This window comes from Vulcanococcus limneticus LL (genome assembly GCF_943369875.1).
Classification (GTDB): domain Bacteria; phylum Cyanobacteriota; class Cyanobacteriia; order PCC-6307; family Cyanobiaceae; genus Vulcanococcus; species Vulcanococcus limneticus_A.
The window spans coordinates 195,109-210,314 of the sequence record NZ_CALROT020000002.1 but is presented as its reverse complement, the minus strand read 5'-3'; the positions used below and the strand labels follow the sequence as shown (position 1 = coordinate 210,314).

14 protein-coding genes and 1 other RNA gene are annotated in these 15,206 nt (G+C 71.5%); 6 read left to right on the top strand and 9 right to left on the bottom strand.

Annotation, left to right across the window (positions count from 1 at the left end; translation table 11 throughout):
• The first annotated feature begins 18 nt into the window (after positions 1–18).
• Entirely contained in the window at positions 19–2,166 is a 2,148-nt protein-coding gene (locus ACLV7J_RS03705) for a cation:dicarboxylate symporter family transporter (protein ID WP_411867766.1), read from the top strand.
• A gap of 30 nt (positions 2,167–2,196) precedes the next feature.
• On the opposite strand, the gene ACLV7J_RS03700 is transcribed toward ACLV7J_RS03705, so the two are convergent.
• The gene (locus ACLV7J_RS03700) at positions 2,197–2,439 is read right to left on the bottom strand and encodes a hypothetical protein (protein ID WP_094588249.1); all 243 of its coding nucleotides are present in this window, start codon (positions 2,437–2,439) and stop codon (positions 2,197–2,199) included.
• A gap of 219 nt (positions 2,440–2,658) precedes the next feature.
• Between ACLV7J_RS03700 and ACLV7J_RS03695 the strand changes: the two genes are divergently transcribed.
• Together ACLV7J_RS03695 and ACLV7J_RS03690 are read left to right on the top strand one after the other, a co-directional pair.
• Positions 2,659–3,855, top strand: coding sequence for a glycosyltransferase (locus tag ACLV7J_RS03695; protein WP_411867765.1), 1,197 nt, complete (start codon positions 2,659–2,661; stop codon positions 3,853–3,855).
• A gap of 67 nt (positions 3,856–3,922) precedes the next feature.
• The gene (locus ACLV7J_RS03690) at positions 3,923–4,621 is read left to right on the top strand and encodes a sugar transferase (RefSeq protein WP_411867764.1); all 699 of its coding nucleotides are present in this window, start codon (positions 3,923–3,925) and stop codon (positions 4,619–4,621) included.
• Here ACLV7J_RS03690 and cbiB read toward each other — a convergent pair.
• The 3 genes from cbiB to ilvC are packed head-to-tail and all read right to left on the bottom strand — an operon-like array spanning position 4,615 to position 7,848.
• Positions 4,615–5,742 carry an adenosylcobinamide-phosphate synthase CbiB gene (cbiB, locus tag ACLV7J_RS03685; RefSeq protein ID WP_411867763.1) on the bottom strand — a complete coding sequence of 376 codons (1,128 nt, stop codon included), beginning with the start codon at positions 5,740–5,742 and terminating at the stop codon, positions 4,615–4,617. The two genes, ACLV7J_RS03690 and cbiB, sit on opposite strands and share 7 nt — an antisense overlap.
• Positions 5,739–6,812, bottom strand: coding sequence for a hypothetical protein (locus ACLV7J_RS03680; RefSeq protein WP_411867762.1), 1,074 nt, complete (start codon positions 6,810–6,812; stop codon positions 5,739–5,741). The genes cbiB and ACLV7J_RS03680 overlap by 4 nt, the downstream gene beginning before the upstream one ends.
• A 40-nt stretch (positions 6,813–6,852) precedes the next feature.
• Positions 6,853–7,848: a ketol-acid reductoisomerase gene (gene ilvC / locus ACLV7J_RS03675; protein WP_411867761.1), complete on the bottom strand. Its 996-nt coding sequence runs from the start codon at positions 7,846–7,848 to the stop codon at positions 6,853–6,855.
• Between the two features lie 218 nt (positions 7,849–8,066).
• Between ilvC and ACLV7J_RS03670 the strand changes: the two genes are divergently transcribed.
• Complete coding sequence (locus ACLV7J_RS03670; protein ID WP_411867760.1) at positions 8,067–8,525, top strand: ester cyclase; 459 nt, start codon at positions 8,067–8,069, stop codon at positions 8,523–8,525.
• A gap of 324 nt (positions 8,526–8,849) precedes the next feature.
• On the opposite strand, the gene ACLV7J_RS03665 is transcribed toward ACLV7J_RS03670, so the two are convergent.
• The 3 genes from ACLV7J_RS03665 to ACLV7J_RS03655 form a co-directional block, all read right to left on the bottom strand.
• Positions 8,850–9,452: an ATP-dependent Clp protease proteolytic subunit gene (locus ACLV7J_RS03665; protein ID WP_411867759.1), complete on the bottom strand. Its 603-nt coding sequence runs from the start codon at positions 9,450–9,452 to the stop codon at positions 8,850–8,852.
• Positions 9,453–9,562: 110 nt separating this feature from the next.
• Positions 9,563–10,267 carry an ATP-dependent Clp protease proteolytic subunit gene (locus ACLV7J_RS03660; RefSeq protein WP_411867758.1) on the bottom strand — a complete coding sequence of 235 codons (705 nt, stop codon included), beginning with the start codon at positions 10,265–10,267 and terminating at the stop codon, positions 9,563–9,565.
• A 30-nt stretch (positions 10,268–10,297) separates the two neighbouring features.
• Complete coding sequence (locus tag ACLV7J_RS03655; RefSeq protein WP_411867757.1) at positions 10,298–11,575, bottom strand: PIN/TRAM domain-containing protein; 1,278 nt, start codon at positions 11,573–11,575, stop codon at positions 10,298–10,300.
• Positions 11,576–11,656: 81 nt separating this feature from the next.
• On the opposite strand from ACLV7J_RS03655, the gene hemW reads away from it, so the two are divergent.
• Positions 11,657–12,958, top strand: coding sequence for a radical SAM family heme chaperone HemW (gene hemW / locus ACLV7J_RS03650; protein ID WP_411867756.1), 1,302 nt, complete (start codon positions 11,657–11,659; stop codon positions 12,956–12,958).
• Here the strand turns inward: hemW and panB are convergent.
• A complete protein-coding gene (gene panB, locus ACLV7J_RS03645; protein ID WP_411867902.1) occupies positions 12,885–13,742 on the bottom strand; it encodes a 3-methyl-2-oxobutanoate hydroxymethyltransferase in 858 nt (285 codons plus the stop codon). The genes hemW and panB overlap by 74 nt on opposite strands.
• A 46-nt stretch (positions 13,743–13,788) precedes the next feature.
• Between panB and ffs the strand changes: the two genes are divergently transcribed.
• Positions 13,789–13,885, top strand: an RNA gene (gene ffs / locus ACLV7J_RS03640) — signal recognition particle sRNA small type.
• 127 nt (positions 13,886–14,012) lie between these two features.
• On the opposite strand, the gene ftsZ is transcribed toward ffs, so the two are convergent.
• Positions 14,013–15,125 carry a cell division protein FtsZ gene (ftsZ, locus tag ACLV7J_RS03635; protein ID WP_411867755.1) on the bottom strand — a complete coding sequence of 371 codons (1,113 nt, stop codon included), beginning with the start codon at positions 15,123–15,125 and terminating at the stop codon, positions 14,013–14,015.
• Positions 15,126–15,206: the final 81 nt, after the last annotated feature.

Here is a 15,206-nt window from a genome sequence, read left to right as displayed (position 1 = left end):
GCAGGCTCAAACCCTGCGATGCGACCCCGGATGAGGCCTCTGCGGTTCTGGTGGCCCCGCTCCATCGGGAACCAATGCCTGCTGATGCTGGCGCTGGGCCTCGCCACTGGCCTGCTCTGGCCAGCCTCGACGCCGTTGCTGCGTCCCCTGGCCCAGGTGTTCCTGCAGGCCTCCCAGATCGTGGTGATGCCCTTTCTGATCTGTGAGCTGGTGGTGGGCTTCGGCTCGCTGCAGACGGAGATGCTGCGCAGCTTTGCCCGCTCGGGCCTAGTGGTGCTGGCGGGCCTGTGGATGGCCGCCGGGCTTGTGGTGATCGCCCTGCCCCAGTTCCTGCCGCCGCTGGTCACCTCCCAGTTCTTCCATGCCGGGCTGTTTGAGCGGCCTGCGCCGGTGGATCTGCTGAAGGTGTACCTGCCCGACAACATCTTCTCGGGCCTGGCCGCCGACAACTTCTCCGCCGTGGTGCTGTTCAGTGCGGTGCTTGGGGTGCTGCTGCAGGGCCTCGACGAGCGGCGCCGCCTGCTGGAGCCGCTCCAGGTGATCCGCCAGCTGTTGGCCCGCCTCAACAAGCTGGTGGCCCGCATCATTCCCTACGGCATCTTTGCCCTCACGGCCCTCAACGTGGCCCAGCTCGACTGGGCTCAGCTGCTGCGCATCCAGGGCTTCTTTCAGCTGTCGCTGCTCGCCTTTCTGCTGCTCACCCTGCTGTGTGCGGGGGCGGTGCTGGCGCTCACGCCCCTCACGCCGAACGCCCTGTGGCGCGGCGTGCGCGGCCCCCTGGCCCTCACGGCCAGCAGCGCCAACCTGCTGATCGCCCTGCCGCTGCTGGTGACCAACCTGCGCCAGGAGCTGCTGCCGGCCCTCGATCCCGAGCAGCGCCGGCCAGAGGCCGCCGATGAACTCGCTCCGCTCGTGTCCCTCGGCTTCGCCCTGCCCACCCTTGGCCAGGTGGCGGCCCTCTGGTTCATTCCCTTTGCCGGTTGGTATGTGGACCAGCCGCTGCGGCCGGCCCAGACCGCCCAGATGCTGCTCACGGCGATTCCCGCTTCAGTGGCGGGCCTGAAGGCGGTGATGCGCCAGGAGCTGCAGGCCCGCGGGCTGCCGCTGGATCTGCTGCAGCTGGTGTACCTGAACGGCGAGTGGCTCTACCGCTTCGAGAAGGTGCTGGCCCTGGAGGGGCTGGTGGTGCTGGCGGTGCTGGTCTATGCCCGGGCGGTGGGGGCCCTGCGGCTCCAGCCGCTGCGGCTGCTGGGCACGCTGCTGGCGGCACTGCTGCTGCTGGGTGGCCTCGGCACGGCGGCCCGGGCCCATCTGGCCAAGGCGCTCGAGGGCACCTACCGCAACGACCAGAAGCTGCTGGCCCTGCGCTCCCTGGGCGGTCGCCCCCAGCCGGCACCCCTTCGCCAGCTCAGCCCTGCCCCGGTGAGCCTGGCGGCGATCCTGCAGCGGGGGGTGCTGCGGGTGGGGGTGCGATCCGATGGCCTGCCCTGGGCCTACCGCAACAGCCGTGGCGAGCTGGTGGGCTACGACCTCGATCTGGTGGATGGTCTGGCCCGCAGCCTCGGCGTGCGCCTGGAGGTGCGCGTGGCCGGCCTGGACACCCTGGAGGGCTGGCTCGACTCCGGACGGATCGATCTGGCGGTGGGGGGCATCCAGACCAGCCCCCAGCGGGCGGTCCGCCACCAGCTCAGCCAGGGCTACCAGCGGGTGCACCTGGCCCTGGTGGTGCCGGACGCCAAGGTCGCCCTGGTGCAGAACCTGCGGGACCAGCCCCTGGGGCGGCCCCTGCTGCTGGCGGTGAGTGATCCCCAGCTGCTCAGCGGCGACCTGCGCGACCAGATCCGCGCGGAGCTGGTGGGACCCGGCGGTCAGCTCAGCCTGCAGCTGCTGCCCCTGGCCGAGAAGGGGCAGTTCTTCTCGCCCGCTGGCCAGGCCCGCTTCGATGGGCTGCTCACCACCGCCGAGGGGGGCTCCACCTGGGCCGTGCTCCACCCGCGCACCAGCCTGATCGCCCCCTTCGCAGACCGTCTGGCCAGCGAGCTGGTGTGGGCGATCGCCGGCGACGACCCCGCCCTGCGCCGCTACATCAATGCCTGGCTGGCCCGCGAGCAGGCCCGCGGCCAGACCGAAGCCCTGTTTGCCCACTGGGTGCGCATCGCCGGCTGAAGCGGGAGGGCCGGCCCGCATCCCCGGCGTTCAGCTGTGGAACAGCAGCACCAGACCCTTGCTCACCTGGTGGAACTCCCGCTCCTCCCGGCTCAGATCCAGCCCCACCTCCAGGCCCTCCTTGAGGGCGTCCGCGTAGGGGGGCGGCGTGGGCGGCTTCCCCTCACGCCAGAGGGCGGCGATGCCCACGGGGGTGGCATGCCAGCTGAACAGCGCGGTCTGCCCGATCGACGGTTCCTCCAGGGCGTCTTCCAGAAGCTCGCGGATCGGCATGCGTTCCCAGGACCGGCCCCAAGCTTCGGGAGCCGCTCCCGCCACAGCAATCAGCTGAGAGTTTTCGTGACCTCAGGGGCAACAGTCCTTCAAGCTCGCGGGGCGCAGGCTCAGCCTTTGACTCGCCAGGGCTCACCATGGCGTCCCGCCGGCCCCATGGACGCGGCCCAGGGGCCAGCCGCCTGGCCGCGCCGCGGCCCTGCCCCTACGGTTCGGCCCATGGCATCCCTCCCCGGCCCCGTTGCCCTGGTTCATGAGTGGTTCACGCCCCGCTCCGTCGGCGGCGCCGAGCTGGTGGTGCGGGAGCTCGATGACCTGCTGGAGCAGCCCCAGCTGCATGCGCTGGTGGATGGGGAGAGCACCCGGGCGGGCAGCTGGCTGGCGGGGCGCTCGATCCGCACCTCCTTCATCCAGCAGCTGCCCTGGGGCCCGAGCCACGTGCAGCAGTATCTGCCGCTGCTGCCCCTGGCGATCGAGCAGCTCGACCTGACGGACTTCCCCCTGGTGCTCAGCAGCAGCCACCTGGTGGCCAAGGGGGTGCTCACCGGCCCGGAGCAGCTGCACGTGAGCTACGTGCACACCCCCGTGCGCTACGCCTGGGACCAGATGCACGCCTACCTGCGGCGCTCGGCCCTGGCCCGCGGCCCCCTGGGTCCCCTGATCCGCTGGCAGCTCCATGCCCTGCGCCAGTGGGACCGGGCCAGCGGCCAGCGGCCCGATGCGCTCGTGGCCAATTCCCGCTTCACCGCCGAGCGCATCCGCCGCTACTGGGGCCGTGCGGCCGCGGTGGTGCATCCGCCCGTGGCGGTGGAGCGCTTCGCCTGGAACCGGGAGCGCGACGGCTTCTACCTCTGCCTCTGCCGGCTGGTGCCCTACAAGCGCGTGGACCTGGTGGTGGAGGCGTTCAACCGCACCGGCCTGCCGCTGCTGGTGGTGGGCGACGGCCCCGAGCGGCGCCGGCTGCGGGCCATCGCCCGGCCCAATGTGAGCCTGCTGGGGCGGGTGAGCGCCGAGCAGGTGGACGCGCTGATGGCCACCTGCCGCGCCTACGTGTACGCCGGCCTGGAGGATTTCGGCATCGCGCCGGTGGAGGCGATGGCGGCCGGTGCCCCCGTGATCGGCCTGGGTCAGGGGGGGCTGCTCGACACGGTGCGCTGCGTCGCGGCTGGGGCCGAGGCTCCCACGGGGCTGCTGTTCCCCGAGCAGAGCGTGGAGTCGCTGGTGGCGGCGCTGGAGCACTTTGAGCAGCAGCGCCTCTGGCGCCGTCTGCCGGCCGAGGGGCAGCGCCAGTGGGCCGAGCAGTTTTCCCCGGCGCGCTTCCGGGAGCGGATGGCGGCGCGGCTGGAGCGGGCCTGGGAGGGGCACCAGCGCCGGCTGCACGGCCGCAGCCGCCCCCTGTCTGTGCCTCTGCGGTGAGTGACTCCGGCCCCTGGGGCCCCGCCGGGGCGGCCCCTTTAATGGACGCAACGCCGCCCCGTACGGATTGGTCGCCATCGCACCGCTGCCGAGTACCCCGCTGCCGACCGCCGCGGGAGCCGCGGCGCTGCTGGACGCCCAGTCCAAGCGGGGGCGGGTTCTCAAGCGCAGCGGCGACATCGTGTTCTCGCTGCTGGTGCTGGCGCTGGGGATGCCGGTGCTGCTGGCCATCGCCGTGGCCGTGAAGTTCAGTTCCCGCGGCTCGGTGTTCTACGTGCAGCGCCGCATCGGCCGCGGCTACCGCAGCTTCGGCTGCATCAAGTTCCGCACCATGCGCCGCGACGCTGACCGCGTGCTGGCCTCGGTGCTGGCGGCCTCCCCGGAGCTCCAGGCCGAGTTCAAGCGCGACTTCAAGCTCAAGCGCGATCCCCGCATCACGCCGATCGGGGCCTTCCTGCGCCGCTCCAGCCTCGATGAGCTGCCCCAGTTCATCAACGTGCTGCGCGGCGAGATGAGCGTGGTGGGGCCCCGTCCGATCGTGCGGGACGAACTGGATCGCTACGGCCAGAACATGGACCACGTGCTGTCCGTGCGCCCCGGCATGACCGGCCTGTGGCAGGTGTCCGGCCGCAACAACCTTCCCTACCGGCAGCGGGTGAAGCTCGACCTCTATTACGCCAGCAACCGCAGCTTCTGGATGGATCTGGGCATCGTGCTGCGCACCATCGGCGTGGTGCTGTTCCCCCGGGACCGGGGCGCTTACTGAGCCTGGAGCGCCACGGCCAGCAGCCGAGCCGCCAGTCCTCCACCTCCCAGCCCCCAAGCCACCAGTCCAGCAACCAGTCCAGCTGCCAGCAGCCACAGCAGCTCCAGGCGGCGGCTCAGGCCCAGCATCCGCTCCACCGCGGCCCGATCCGGCGGCGGGGCGCCGGCCGCCAGGATCGGCTTGGGCCTGGCTTCGCCGCCGTAGTGGTTCAGCCCTCCCAGGCGGCAGCCCCCCACCAGGGCATAGACCGCCTGGGACACGCCCGCATTGGGGGAGGGATCGGGAGCGCCCTCCGCCAGTGCCCGCTGGAACAGCTGCGGGGTCTCGCGCAGCCGGCCGGCCGCCAGGGGCAGGCTGAGGGCCACGAGCCGGCAGGGCAGCCAGGTGAGCAGGTCGTCGAGGCGGGCGCCGGCGGTGCCGAGCCAGCGCAGCCGGCCGCGGCGGTAGCCCAGCATCGAATCGAGGGTGCTGGCCGCCTTGAAGCCCCAGGCCAGGGCCAGGGGGCCGGGGGGCCAGGCGGCGGGCCAGCCGGGGGGGCCGATACCGTCGGTGCCGGCTGGGGCACCCAGGCCACTCCAGCCCCACAGCAGGGCGCCCACCAGCATCCAGAACAGGGGTGCGAACAGGCCATCGACGGCGTTTTCACTGGCGGTTTCGGCCAGGGCCCGCAGCACGTCCGCCTCGGTGAGCCCCTCGGTGTCGCGGCCCACGATCCAGGCCAGCTGTCGGCGGGCCGGCTCGAGAGAGCCGCCCGGCGCCGTCGGCAGGGCGGCCAGCACCTGCTGCACCGCCTGCTCCAGGCTGCGGCCCGCCAGGGCGCTGGCCAGGGCCACCACCAGCAACGGCAGGCCCAGGGCCGGTGGCAGCAGGCCTCCTGCCAGGCACAGCCGCTCCAGGCCCCAGCCCGCCAGGCCGCTGCCTCCCACCAGGGCCAGCGTGATCGCCCCCCCGGCCAGGCGCAGGGCCAGGGGGGAGTCGCCGGCGATGGCTTCGGCGGCCCGCCGCAGCCGGGCGATCCACCAGCCCATCACCTGCACGGGGTGGAGCAGGCCGCGGGGATCGCCCACGAGCCGGTCGAGGCCGCAGGCCGCCACCACCAGCAGCAGCCCCAGGCTGCTCAAGCGTCGACGGGCCGGCCGTTGCGGCGAGGCAGCAGCAGGGCCGCCAGGGCAAAGGCGCCCACCTGGATCGGCAGGGCCCAGGTGAGCCCCACCACCTGGGCCACGGCGCCGATCGCCAGGGCGCCGGCCAGGCCCCCGATGGCACCCGAGCGCTCCAGGATCTGCCAGCGCAACGCCTCATCCCCCAGCGACTGCAGGCCGGCCACCAGCTGACCGTCGCTGCGGGCCGCCAGCACCCCCATCGGCAGAAACAGCAGCACGGCCCCCCAGCCCGGCAGGCCCGGGGCCTGGGTGCAGGCCAGCAGGGCTCCCATCAGCAGGTAGGGGCTGGCCTGGGGCAATCGCGGGCCGAAGCCCGTGTTTCCCAGGGTGCGGCCGAGGCCATAGGCCGTGAGCACCATGCCGAAATCCAGGCAGCTCCCCGCGCCCACCTGGCGGACCCAGAGCGCCAGCAGGCTGAACAGACTGCCGAACAGCAGCCCCTGGAGGGTGCTGCGCCGCTCCAGGGGGATGCGGGCTGCAGGGCGAGGCTGAGACACCTCCCGGGGCGACGACGATCTGGCCTCCTGGCCCTGGTCTTTCGCCAGGGCCACCGGCAGCAGGGGCAGCAGCAGCAGCAGGCCGTTGGCGTACTGCAGCACGGCCTTACCGAGCGGAAACAGCAGCCCGGTGAGCAGGTTGCCCAGCAGCTGGCCAAGGGAGTCGCCCAGCCGCAGGGTCTGTAGGGAGGCGCGATCCCCCTCCAGCAGCTGCTGCTGGAGGGGCAGCCGGCTCATCCGGCCGCCGATCCCGAACAGCAGCATGGCCAGCAGGGGCCAGATCACCGAGGCGCCGGTGAGCTTGAGGCTGACGCCCAGCAGCACCAGGGCACTGATCAGCTGGAGCCCATAGCCGGTGCCACCCTGAAAGGGGAGTGGCAGCAGGGCCGGCAGGGCGCCCAGGGCCGGCAGCAGGCTGTTGACCAGGGGCGAGGGGCTGAGGCCACTCACCAGCCAGCCGGTGGAGCCCAGGGTCAGGGCCATGCCGGCCTGGGCACTGCCCCAGGCCAGGGAGGGGAGCGTGCGCTTCACCTCCCCAGTGTGGCCTGATGGCAGCGGATTGGCTGCTGCCTCAGGCTGCCTTCAGCCAGGAGAACATCGAGCGCAGGCCCTTGCCCACCTGCTCGATCGGGTGCTGGCTGTCGCGCTCGCGGATCTTCGCCATCTCGGGCTTGCCGGCGTCGCACTCGGCCACGAAGTTGCGGGCGAAGGTGCCGTCCTGGATGTCGGCGAGGATGCGCTTCATCTCCGCCTTGGTGTCGGCGGTGATCAGGCGTGGGCCGCTCACGTAGTCACCGTATTCGGCGGTGTTGGAGATCGAATCGCGCATGGCGGTGAGGCCACCCTTCACCATCAGATCCACGATCAGCTTCACCTCGTGCAGGCACTCGAAGTAGGCCAGCTCGGGCTGATAGCCGGCTTCCACCAGGGTCTCGAAACCGGCCTTCACCAGCTCGCTCAGGCCGCCGCAGAGCACGGCCTGCTCGCCGAACAGGTCGGTTTCGGTCTCTTCCTTGAAGTTGGTTTCGAGGATGCCGGCGCGGGTGCCGCCGATGCCCTTGGCGTAGGCCATGGCCAGGTCACGGGCCTTGCCGCTGGCGTCCTGCTCGATGGCGAACAGGGCGGGCACACCCATGCCGTTCTGGTACTCCCAGCGCACGGTGTGGCCGGGGCCCTTGGGGGCGATCATCACCACGTCCACATCGGCCGGGGGCTTGATCAGGCCGAAGCGGATGTTGAAGCCGTGGGCGAAGCTCAGCACCTTGCCGGCGCTCAGGTGCGGCGCAATCTCCTTGTCGTAGACGGCCTTCTGGAACTCATCGGGCAGCAGCACCATGATCCAGTCGGCCTTGGCGGCCGCATCGGCCACACTCAGCACCTCGAGGCCGTCGGCCTTGGCCTTCTCGGCGGAGCGGCTGCCCTCGTAGAGGCCCACCACCACATTGACGCCGCTGTCCTTGAGGTTGAGGGCGTGGGCGTGGCCCTGGGAGCCGTAGCCGATGATGGCGACCGTCTTGCCGTTCAGCAGGCTGAGGTCGGCGTCGGTGTCGTAGTAGAGCTTGGCCATCAGGGCGTCGGGTCCGGGCGGAGCAAGAGGCGAGCTTACGAAAGCGCCTGACACGGCCCCCTGGACTACGGGCGTCGCTCCCGCCCAGGCCCCGGCCAAAGCCCGCTGACAGGGGCAGCCTCCGCCCCTACGGTCGGGACTCTGCGTGAAGCGCCATCGCTGACGATCCCGCCGTCGTTGCGGCACCGGCCTCGCCCGCAGCCCTGTTCGAGGCCCACATGCAGGCCGAGCTCAAGGCTGATCTCGAGGCCACCATGGCCACGATGGTGGACACTCCCCACCTGATCAACCTGGCCTCCGGTACCGGCGGCGTCGGGGCTGAAGCGGTGCGCGCGTTCTACGCCAACCAGCTGATCGGCCAGTTCTTTCCGCCCGATGTGGAGTTCATCCCGATCTCGCGCACGGTGGATGGCGAGCAGCTGGTGGATGAGCTGGTGATCCGCTTCACCCACACCGAACCGATCGGCCATCTGCTGCCCGGGGTGGCGCCGACCGGCCGGCGCGTGGAGATGGCCCTGGTGGTGATCGTGGGGGTGCGCGACGGCAAGGTGGCCTACGAGCACATCTACTGGGACCAGGCCGGACTTCTGGTCCAGCTGGGCCTGCTGGATCCAACCGGGCTCCCCATCGGGATCGACACCGCCGCGCTGCTGCTGGCCGCCACCGGCAAGGGCTGAGTCTCCAGGGCAGGGCTGCGGCAGGGCCTGGGCCAGCTCCTAGAGGCGACAGTCGTGGGCCACCAGGGTGCCCTTGAAGCCCATCGCCGATTCCCTGGCGAACTGTTCCATCACGGCTGTCAGTCCCGTGCAAAGAGCACCGGTGGGGCCGAGGTGGCGGATGTCGTCGCCCTCGGACCAGATCGCCGCAAAGGGCGCTGGATCCCCAGCACCATCGGGTTGCCCGCGGTCTAGAACGCGTCAGCGGCCTGGCAGAGGCTGGTGGGGGCCGCTGACCTGAGAAGGGTCACGCTGTGCGCAGGGGACGGCCGGTGAGGCCTCGGCTCACGCCTCCGTGGGATGGGCGATGACGCGGTCGATCAGGCCGTACTCCACGGCCTCGGCGGCACTCAGGAAGTAGTCGCGGTCGGTGTCCTTCTCGATCTTGGTCAGCTCCTGGCCGGTCATGTCCGCCATGCTCTGGTTGAGCATGTCCTTGATGCGCAGGATCTCGCGGGCCTCGATCTCGATGTCGGAGGCCTGGCGCTGACTGGTGCCGCCCAGGGGCTGGTGGATCATGATCCGGCTGTGGGGCAGGGCCAGCCGCTTGCCCTTGGTGCCGGCCGCCAGCAGGAAGGCGCCCATCGAGGCCGCCAGACCCACGCAGATGGTCACCACGTCGCTCTTGACGTACTGGATGGTGTCGTAGATCGCCAGGCCGGCGGTCACCGAGCCGCCGGGCGAGGTGATGTACAGGTAGATCGGCTTGGAGTTGTCCTCCGAGTCGAGGTACAGCATCTGGGCCACCAGGCTGTTGGCGATGGCGTCGTTCACCTCGGAGCCCAGGAACAGGATCCGCTCCACGCCCAGGCGCGTGTAGATGTCGACCCAGCGCTCGTACTGGCTGCCGGGCAGGCGGTAGGGAACGCTCGGGGTGCCGATGGGCATGGCGGAAGGCCGGTGGTGGGGGAGGGGTGCCCGGGTGGGCGGGTGGAGGGCTGCGCAGCCGCAGCGTGGAGACTTGGAGAGACGGGAGGGGAGATCCCCCCGGGGTGGCCTCAGCCGATGCCGGGGTTGCCGGGGCTGGATCCGCTGCCCGCGGGCAGTGGGCTGGGCAGCTGCTTCTGGCTGGTCAGCACCCGGTCGATCAGGCCGTACTCCACGGCCTCCTGGGCCGTGAGGTAGGTCATGCGGTCGGAGTCCTTGGCGAGCTGCTCCACGCTCCTGCCGGTGTTGACCGAGAGCATCTCGAGCATCGTCTGCTTGTTGTGCAGCACTTCCTTGGCCCTGATCTGAATGTCGCTGGCCTGGCCGCGGGCACCGCTGCGGGGCTGGTGCAGCACGATCGAGGCGTGGGGCAGGGCGGCGCGGTGGCCCTTGGTGCCGGCGCTCAGGATCATGGCGGCGGTGCCCATGGCCTGGCCGATGCAGATCGTGTGGACCGGCGGCTTGACGTAGCGGAGCGTGTCGGCGATGGCGAAGGCCTCGGTCTCGAAGCCGATCGCATCGCCGGAGTACCAGCTGGTGCCCGTGGAGTTGATGTAGAAGAAGATCGGCTTCTCCGGGTTGTCGAACTCCAGATACAGGAGCTGGGCAATGATCAGCTCGGTCACGTCGATGCCCATCTGCCGCTTGGCGTCGTCGTCGCTGAACAGCGGCAGACCCAGGTAGACGATGCGCTCCTTCAGCAGCAGCGACGGCAGATCCGGCGGCGGGGTGCGCAGCACGGCGGAATCGCCGTAGTAGGGGGCTGACACCGACATCCGCGGATCACTGCAGGCTCAGGCCGGAGCCTAGCGGGGGTTCGCGGCGTCCTGATCGCCGCGGCTGGACCGTTTCGGGGCGGATTTCCCCTTGCCGCTGCGGCGGGGCTGTTGCAGGGGCGGGATTGCGGCCTCGCCTGCCGGGGTCGCGAAGCTGCCGGTGGCCGGCGGCGGGGGGGCGGTCTCGCCAGCCTGGGGCGCGGGGTTGGTGCCGGCGGCGGCGCCTGCGGGATCGGCCTGGGCACTGCCGGCCAGGCGGGCGAACACCATGCGGCCGGTGGGGGTCTGCAGGGCGCCGGTCACGATCACGCCCAGGCGCTCGCCGCCCCGGCCATGGCCCCCCTCCACCACCACCATCGTGCCGTCCTCCAGGTAGCCCACGCCCTGGTCGGCCTCCTTGCCGTCGCGCACGATCTTGAGCTGCAGCTCGTCGCCGGGCTGCACCTCGGGCCGCAGGGCGATCACCAGCTCGCTTAGGTTCATCACCTTGAGCTCCTGCACCTGGGCCACCTTGGCCAGGTTGTAGTCGGCGGTGAGCAGGGTGCCGCCGGTGTCGGCGGTGAGGCGCAGCAGCTTGTCGTCGGCGCCGTTGCCCTCGTAGCGGGTGGTGTTCACCACCAGCCGGCGGCCGTACTGCTCGCGCAGCTCCGCCAGCAGCTTGAGGCCGCGGCGGCCCTTGCCGCGCTTCTCGGCGTTGCTGGAGTCGGCCAGCTGCTGGAGTTCGTCGATCACGGCCTGGGCCACGATCACCTGGCCCTCCAGCAGGCCCGAATCCAGCAGCCCGCGGATGCGGCCGTCGATCACCACGCTGGTGTCGAGGATCTTGGCGCTGGCGGGCATCAGCACCCCGTCGGCCACCAGCAGGGCCTCGGTGCTGGTGGGGCTGAACAGGCGCAGCAGGGTGCGGCCGTGCACCTCGGCCAGGTTGTAGCCCGAGATGCCGAAGAACACGTTGCTCATCACCGCCGCCAGCGGCTTGACGAACACCACCTCCCAGGGCAGCGGCAGCAGCAGGATCGGCGCCAGCAGCAGGTTCGCCACCAGCAGGCCGAGGATCAGGCCCACGGCCCTGCTCACCAGCAGGTCGGTGGGCATCGTGCGCACCTGCTGCATCAGCCGGCGGCGCAGCTGCTGGAAGAACAGGCCCGCCACGATGCCGAAGAAGGCGCCAAAGCCCCCCAGCACCCAGCGCAGCCCTTCCAGGTTGGTCACCTGGATCAGCAGGTCCTCGGGCAGCAGGTCCACCCCCAGCCAGCCGGTGGCGGCGCCGGAGATCGCGAACAGCACCAGGATGAGGGTGTCGAGCATGGCCGGTGCTGTGGCTGCCCAGGACGTCGAAGAGGCAGCATGCCCGATCCCGGGCGCTTTGGCCTTGGGAGGTAACCGGCCTTGAGTGAATTGCCACGGCCACCGAGCCAGCCGGCGGCGCCCGCAGGCCCCTGGCCGCCGCGCAGCGCCTACCTGCACATCCCCTTCTGCCACCGGCGCTGCTTCTACTGCGACTTCGCCGTGGTGCCCCTGGGCGACAGGGCCGACGGCGCCAGCTCGGGCTCGATCGCCCGCTACCTGGAGCAGCTGCTGGCGGAGATCGCCGCTGCCCCGGACGGCCCGCCGCTCTCCACCGTCTACGTGGGGGGCGGCACCCCCTCGATGCTCACGCCGGCCCAGCTGGGGCAGCTGCTGGCGGCCCTGCGGGCCCGCTTCCGCCTGGCCCCCGGGGCGGAGCTGAGCCTGGAGATGGATCCGGCCAGCTTCGATCAGGACCGCCTGGCGGGGTATCTGGCCGCCGGGGTGACCCGGGTGAGCCTGGGGGGGCAGAGCTTCGATGACGGCGTGCTGGAGCGGCTGGGCCGGCGCCACCGCCGCGCCGACCTGCTGCAGGCGGCCGCCTGGCTGGCGGCCGCCCGGTGCCGGGGAGAGCTGGCCAGCTGGAGCCTGGATCTGATCCAGGGGCTGCCGGGCCAGGACCTGGCCGCCTGGGACGCCCAGCTGGCCCAGGCCATCGCCCTGGGGCCGCCGCACCTGTCGATCTACGACCTGATTGTGGAGCCCGGCACCGTGTTCGAGCGGCTGGAGCGCCGCGGCCAGCTCGATCTGCCCGATGCCGACCTGTCCGCCGACCTGATGGAGCACACCGGCCGGCGCCTGGCGGCAGCGGGCTACGGCCACTACGAGATCTCCAACTACGCCTGGCCGGGCCACGCCTCCCGCCACAACCGCGTCTACTGGAGCGGCGCCGGCTGGTGGGGCTTCGGGCTGGGGGCCACCTCGGCCCCCTGGGGCGAGCGGCTGGCCCGGCCCCGCACCCGCGAGGCCTATGGCGTCTGGCTGGAGCAGCAGCGGGGGGCGGTGGGTGCCACTGCGGAAGCCCCCAGCACCGCGGCACCAGCAGACGAGGCCGTGGCTTCAGCCCTCTCTGGGATGCCCTTTGACGAGCGGGTGCTGGTGGGGCTGCGGCGCCGCGAGGGGGTGCGGCTGGAGCGGCTGGCGGCGGCCGCGGGGCTGGGGGCGGCCGAGCTGGCGCCGCTGCTGGAGCGCTGGCGGCCCTATCGCGAGCGTGGGCTGCTGCGGGCCGAGGGCGGCCGCTGGCGCCTCAGCGACCCGGAGGGCCTCGCCCTCAGCAATGCGGTGCTGCGGGAGCTGCTGGAGTGGTGGGAGGAGCGGGATGGCCGGGACCGGCAGGGGGATTGAGGGCCGGCGGCGTGGCCTGCTCCAGGCCCTCCACCCAACCCCGCAGGGCCGTGATGCCGAGCTGGCGCCCGTTCAGCAGCGGCGGGCAGAACGGGGGCTGGCGCTCGGTCAGGCCCAGCAGGTCGGCGGTGACGCGCACCTGGCCGTCGCAGTCGTCGCCGGCGCCGATGCCGATCACCGGGATCGCGAGCTCGCGCCGCAGGCTGCCGGCCAGCTCCGCCGGCACGTGTTCCAGCACCAGGGCAAAGCAGCCGGCGGCCTCCAGGTCGAGGGCGGCGCGCCGCAGCCGCTCCTGGCTGATCGGATCGTTGGCCTGGCGCCGGTAGCCGAGCCGGTGCACCGACTGCGGGGTCAGGCCCAGGTGGCCCATCACCGGGATGCCGGTGCGCACCAGCCGGTCGACCACCGCCACGGTTTCCGGTTCGCCCCCCTCCAGCTTCACGGCGGCGGATGGGCTGGCCTTGAGTACCTGCCCCGCGGCGGCCACGGCGGCGTCGAGGCCGCACTGGTAGCTGAGGAAGGGCAGATCGGTCACCACCAGGGGCCGACGGGCCGGCGGGCGCCGCAGACCCCGCCCCACCGCCTGGGTGTGCAGGATCATCTCCTCCAGGGTCACCGGCAGGGTGGTGGCGTGGCCCAGCACCACCATGGCGAGGGAGTCGCCCACCAGGATCACTTCGGCGCCGGCCTCCTCCACCAGGGCGGCCGAGAGCGCATCCCAGGCGGTGAGCACGGCGATCGGTTGGCCGGCCTGCTTGCGGCTGAGCAGATCCCCGGGACGCAGCGGCACGGATCCTCGGCAGACGGAGGCCCATTGCTAGCATCTAACCGACTCGGACCCACGCGGCCCGGACGCCCAAATCTGGTCAGGACCGGAAGGGAGCAGCCACACGGGATGCTCCGAGCAGGCGTGGACTCCGGGTCACCCCATTGGTCGCAACGAATTCACTTCAATGAATTCGTTGCAATGAATTGGCCGCGAGGACGGGCTGGCCGAGAACCGCCGCCTGCTGCCGTGAGTCGGCAGCGGCCTCGCTGATGCCCACGCCTGCCCTCAGCTGTTCTGCTGGCGGTTGAGCAGGAACGAGGGAATGGCGGCGCCGCTGGCCTCCGAGCTGCTGGAATTCAGCTCCGAGGCGAAGCTGGTGATCGGGCGCTCCGGCCGGTAGCTGCCGCCGCCCTCGAAGCCGGTGGCGATCACGGTCACGTGGATCTCGCCCTCGAGGCGCTCGTCCACCACGGCCCCCACGATGATGTTGGCCTCGGGGTCCACCACGTCGTAGATCACTTCCGAGGCGGTGGTCATGTCCTCCAGGGTCATGTCCTTGCCGCCGCTGATGTTGATCACCACGCCCTTGGCCCCATCGATGCGGGCGGCCTCCAGCAGCGGGCTGGCGATGGCGGCCTGGGCGGCCTCGATGGCGCGGGAGCGGCCCGAACCCACCCCCAGGCCCAGCAGGGCGGTGCCGGCCTCGTTCATCACCGAGCGCACGTCGGCGAAGTCCACGTTCACCAGGCCGGGGCGGGTGATGATGTCGCTGATGCCCTTGACGCCGCTGCGCAGCACGTCGTCGGCGGCCCGGAAGGCCTCCTGCAGCGGGGCTCCGGCGATGGCGTCCCGCAGCCGGTCGTTGGGGATCACGATTAGCGTGTCCACGTGCTCGCTGAGGCGGGCGATGCCCTCCTCGGCCTGGCGCATGCGCCGCCGGCCCTCGAAGCCGAACGGCTTGGTAACGATGCCCACGGTGAGGGCGCCGGCCTCCTTGGCCACCTCGGCCACGATCGGGGCCGCGCCGGTGCCGGTGCCGCCACCCATGCCGGCGGCGATGAACACCAGGTCCACCCCCTGCAGGCTCTGGGCCAGGTCGGCCCGGGATTCCTCCGCCGCCTTCTGGCCGATGGCGGGGTTGCCGCCGGCCCCCAGGCCGCGGGTGAGTTTCTGACCCAGCTGGATCCGCTGTTTGGCCGCCGACTGCAGCAGCGCCTGGGAATCGGTGTTGAGCACCCGATAGCCCACGCCCTGCAGATCGGAGGCAATCATGCGGTTGACGGCATTGCTTCCCCCGCCCCCGACGCCGATCACCTCGATCCGGGCCGTCTGGCTGGGCACGATGCCACCGCTGCCGTTGCTGCTCGCCGCGCTGAGGCCTTCGGGGGCAATCTCCATGGAGGGACCCAACCCATTCATCCTGGCCAGCATTATGTCGGCGGTGGGCCTCGATCAGCCCTTTTGGATGACACACATTTG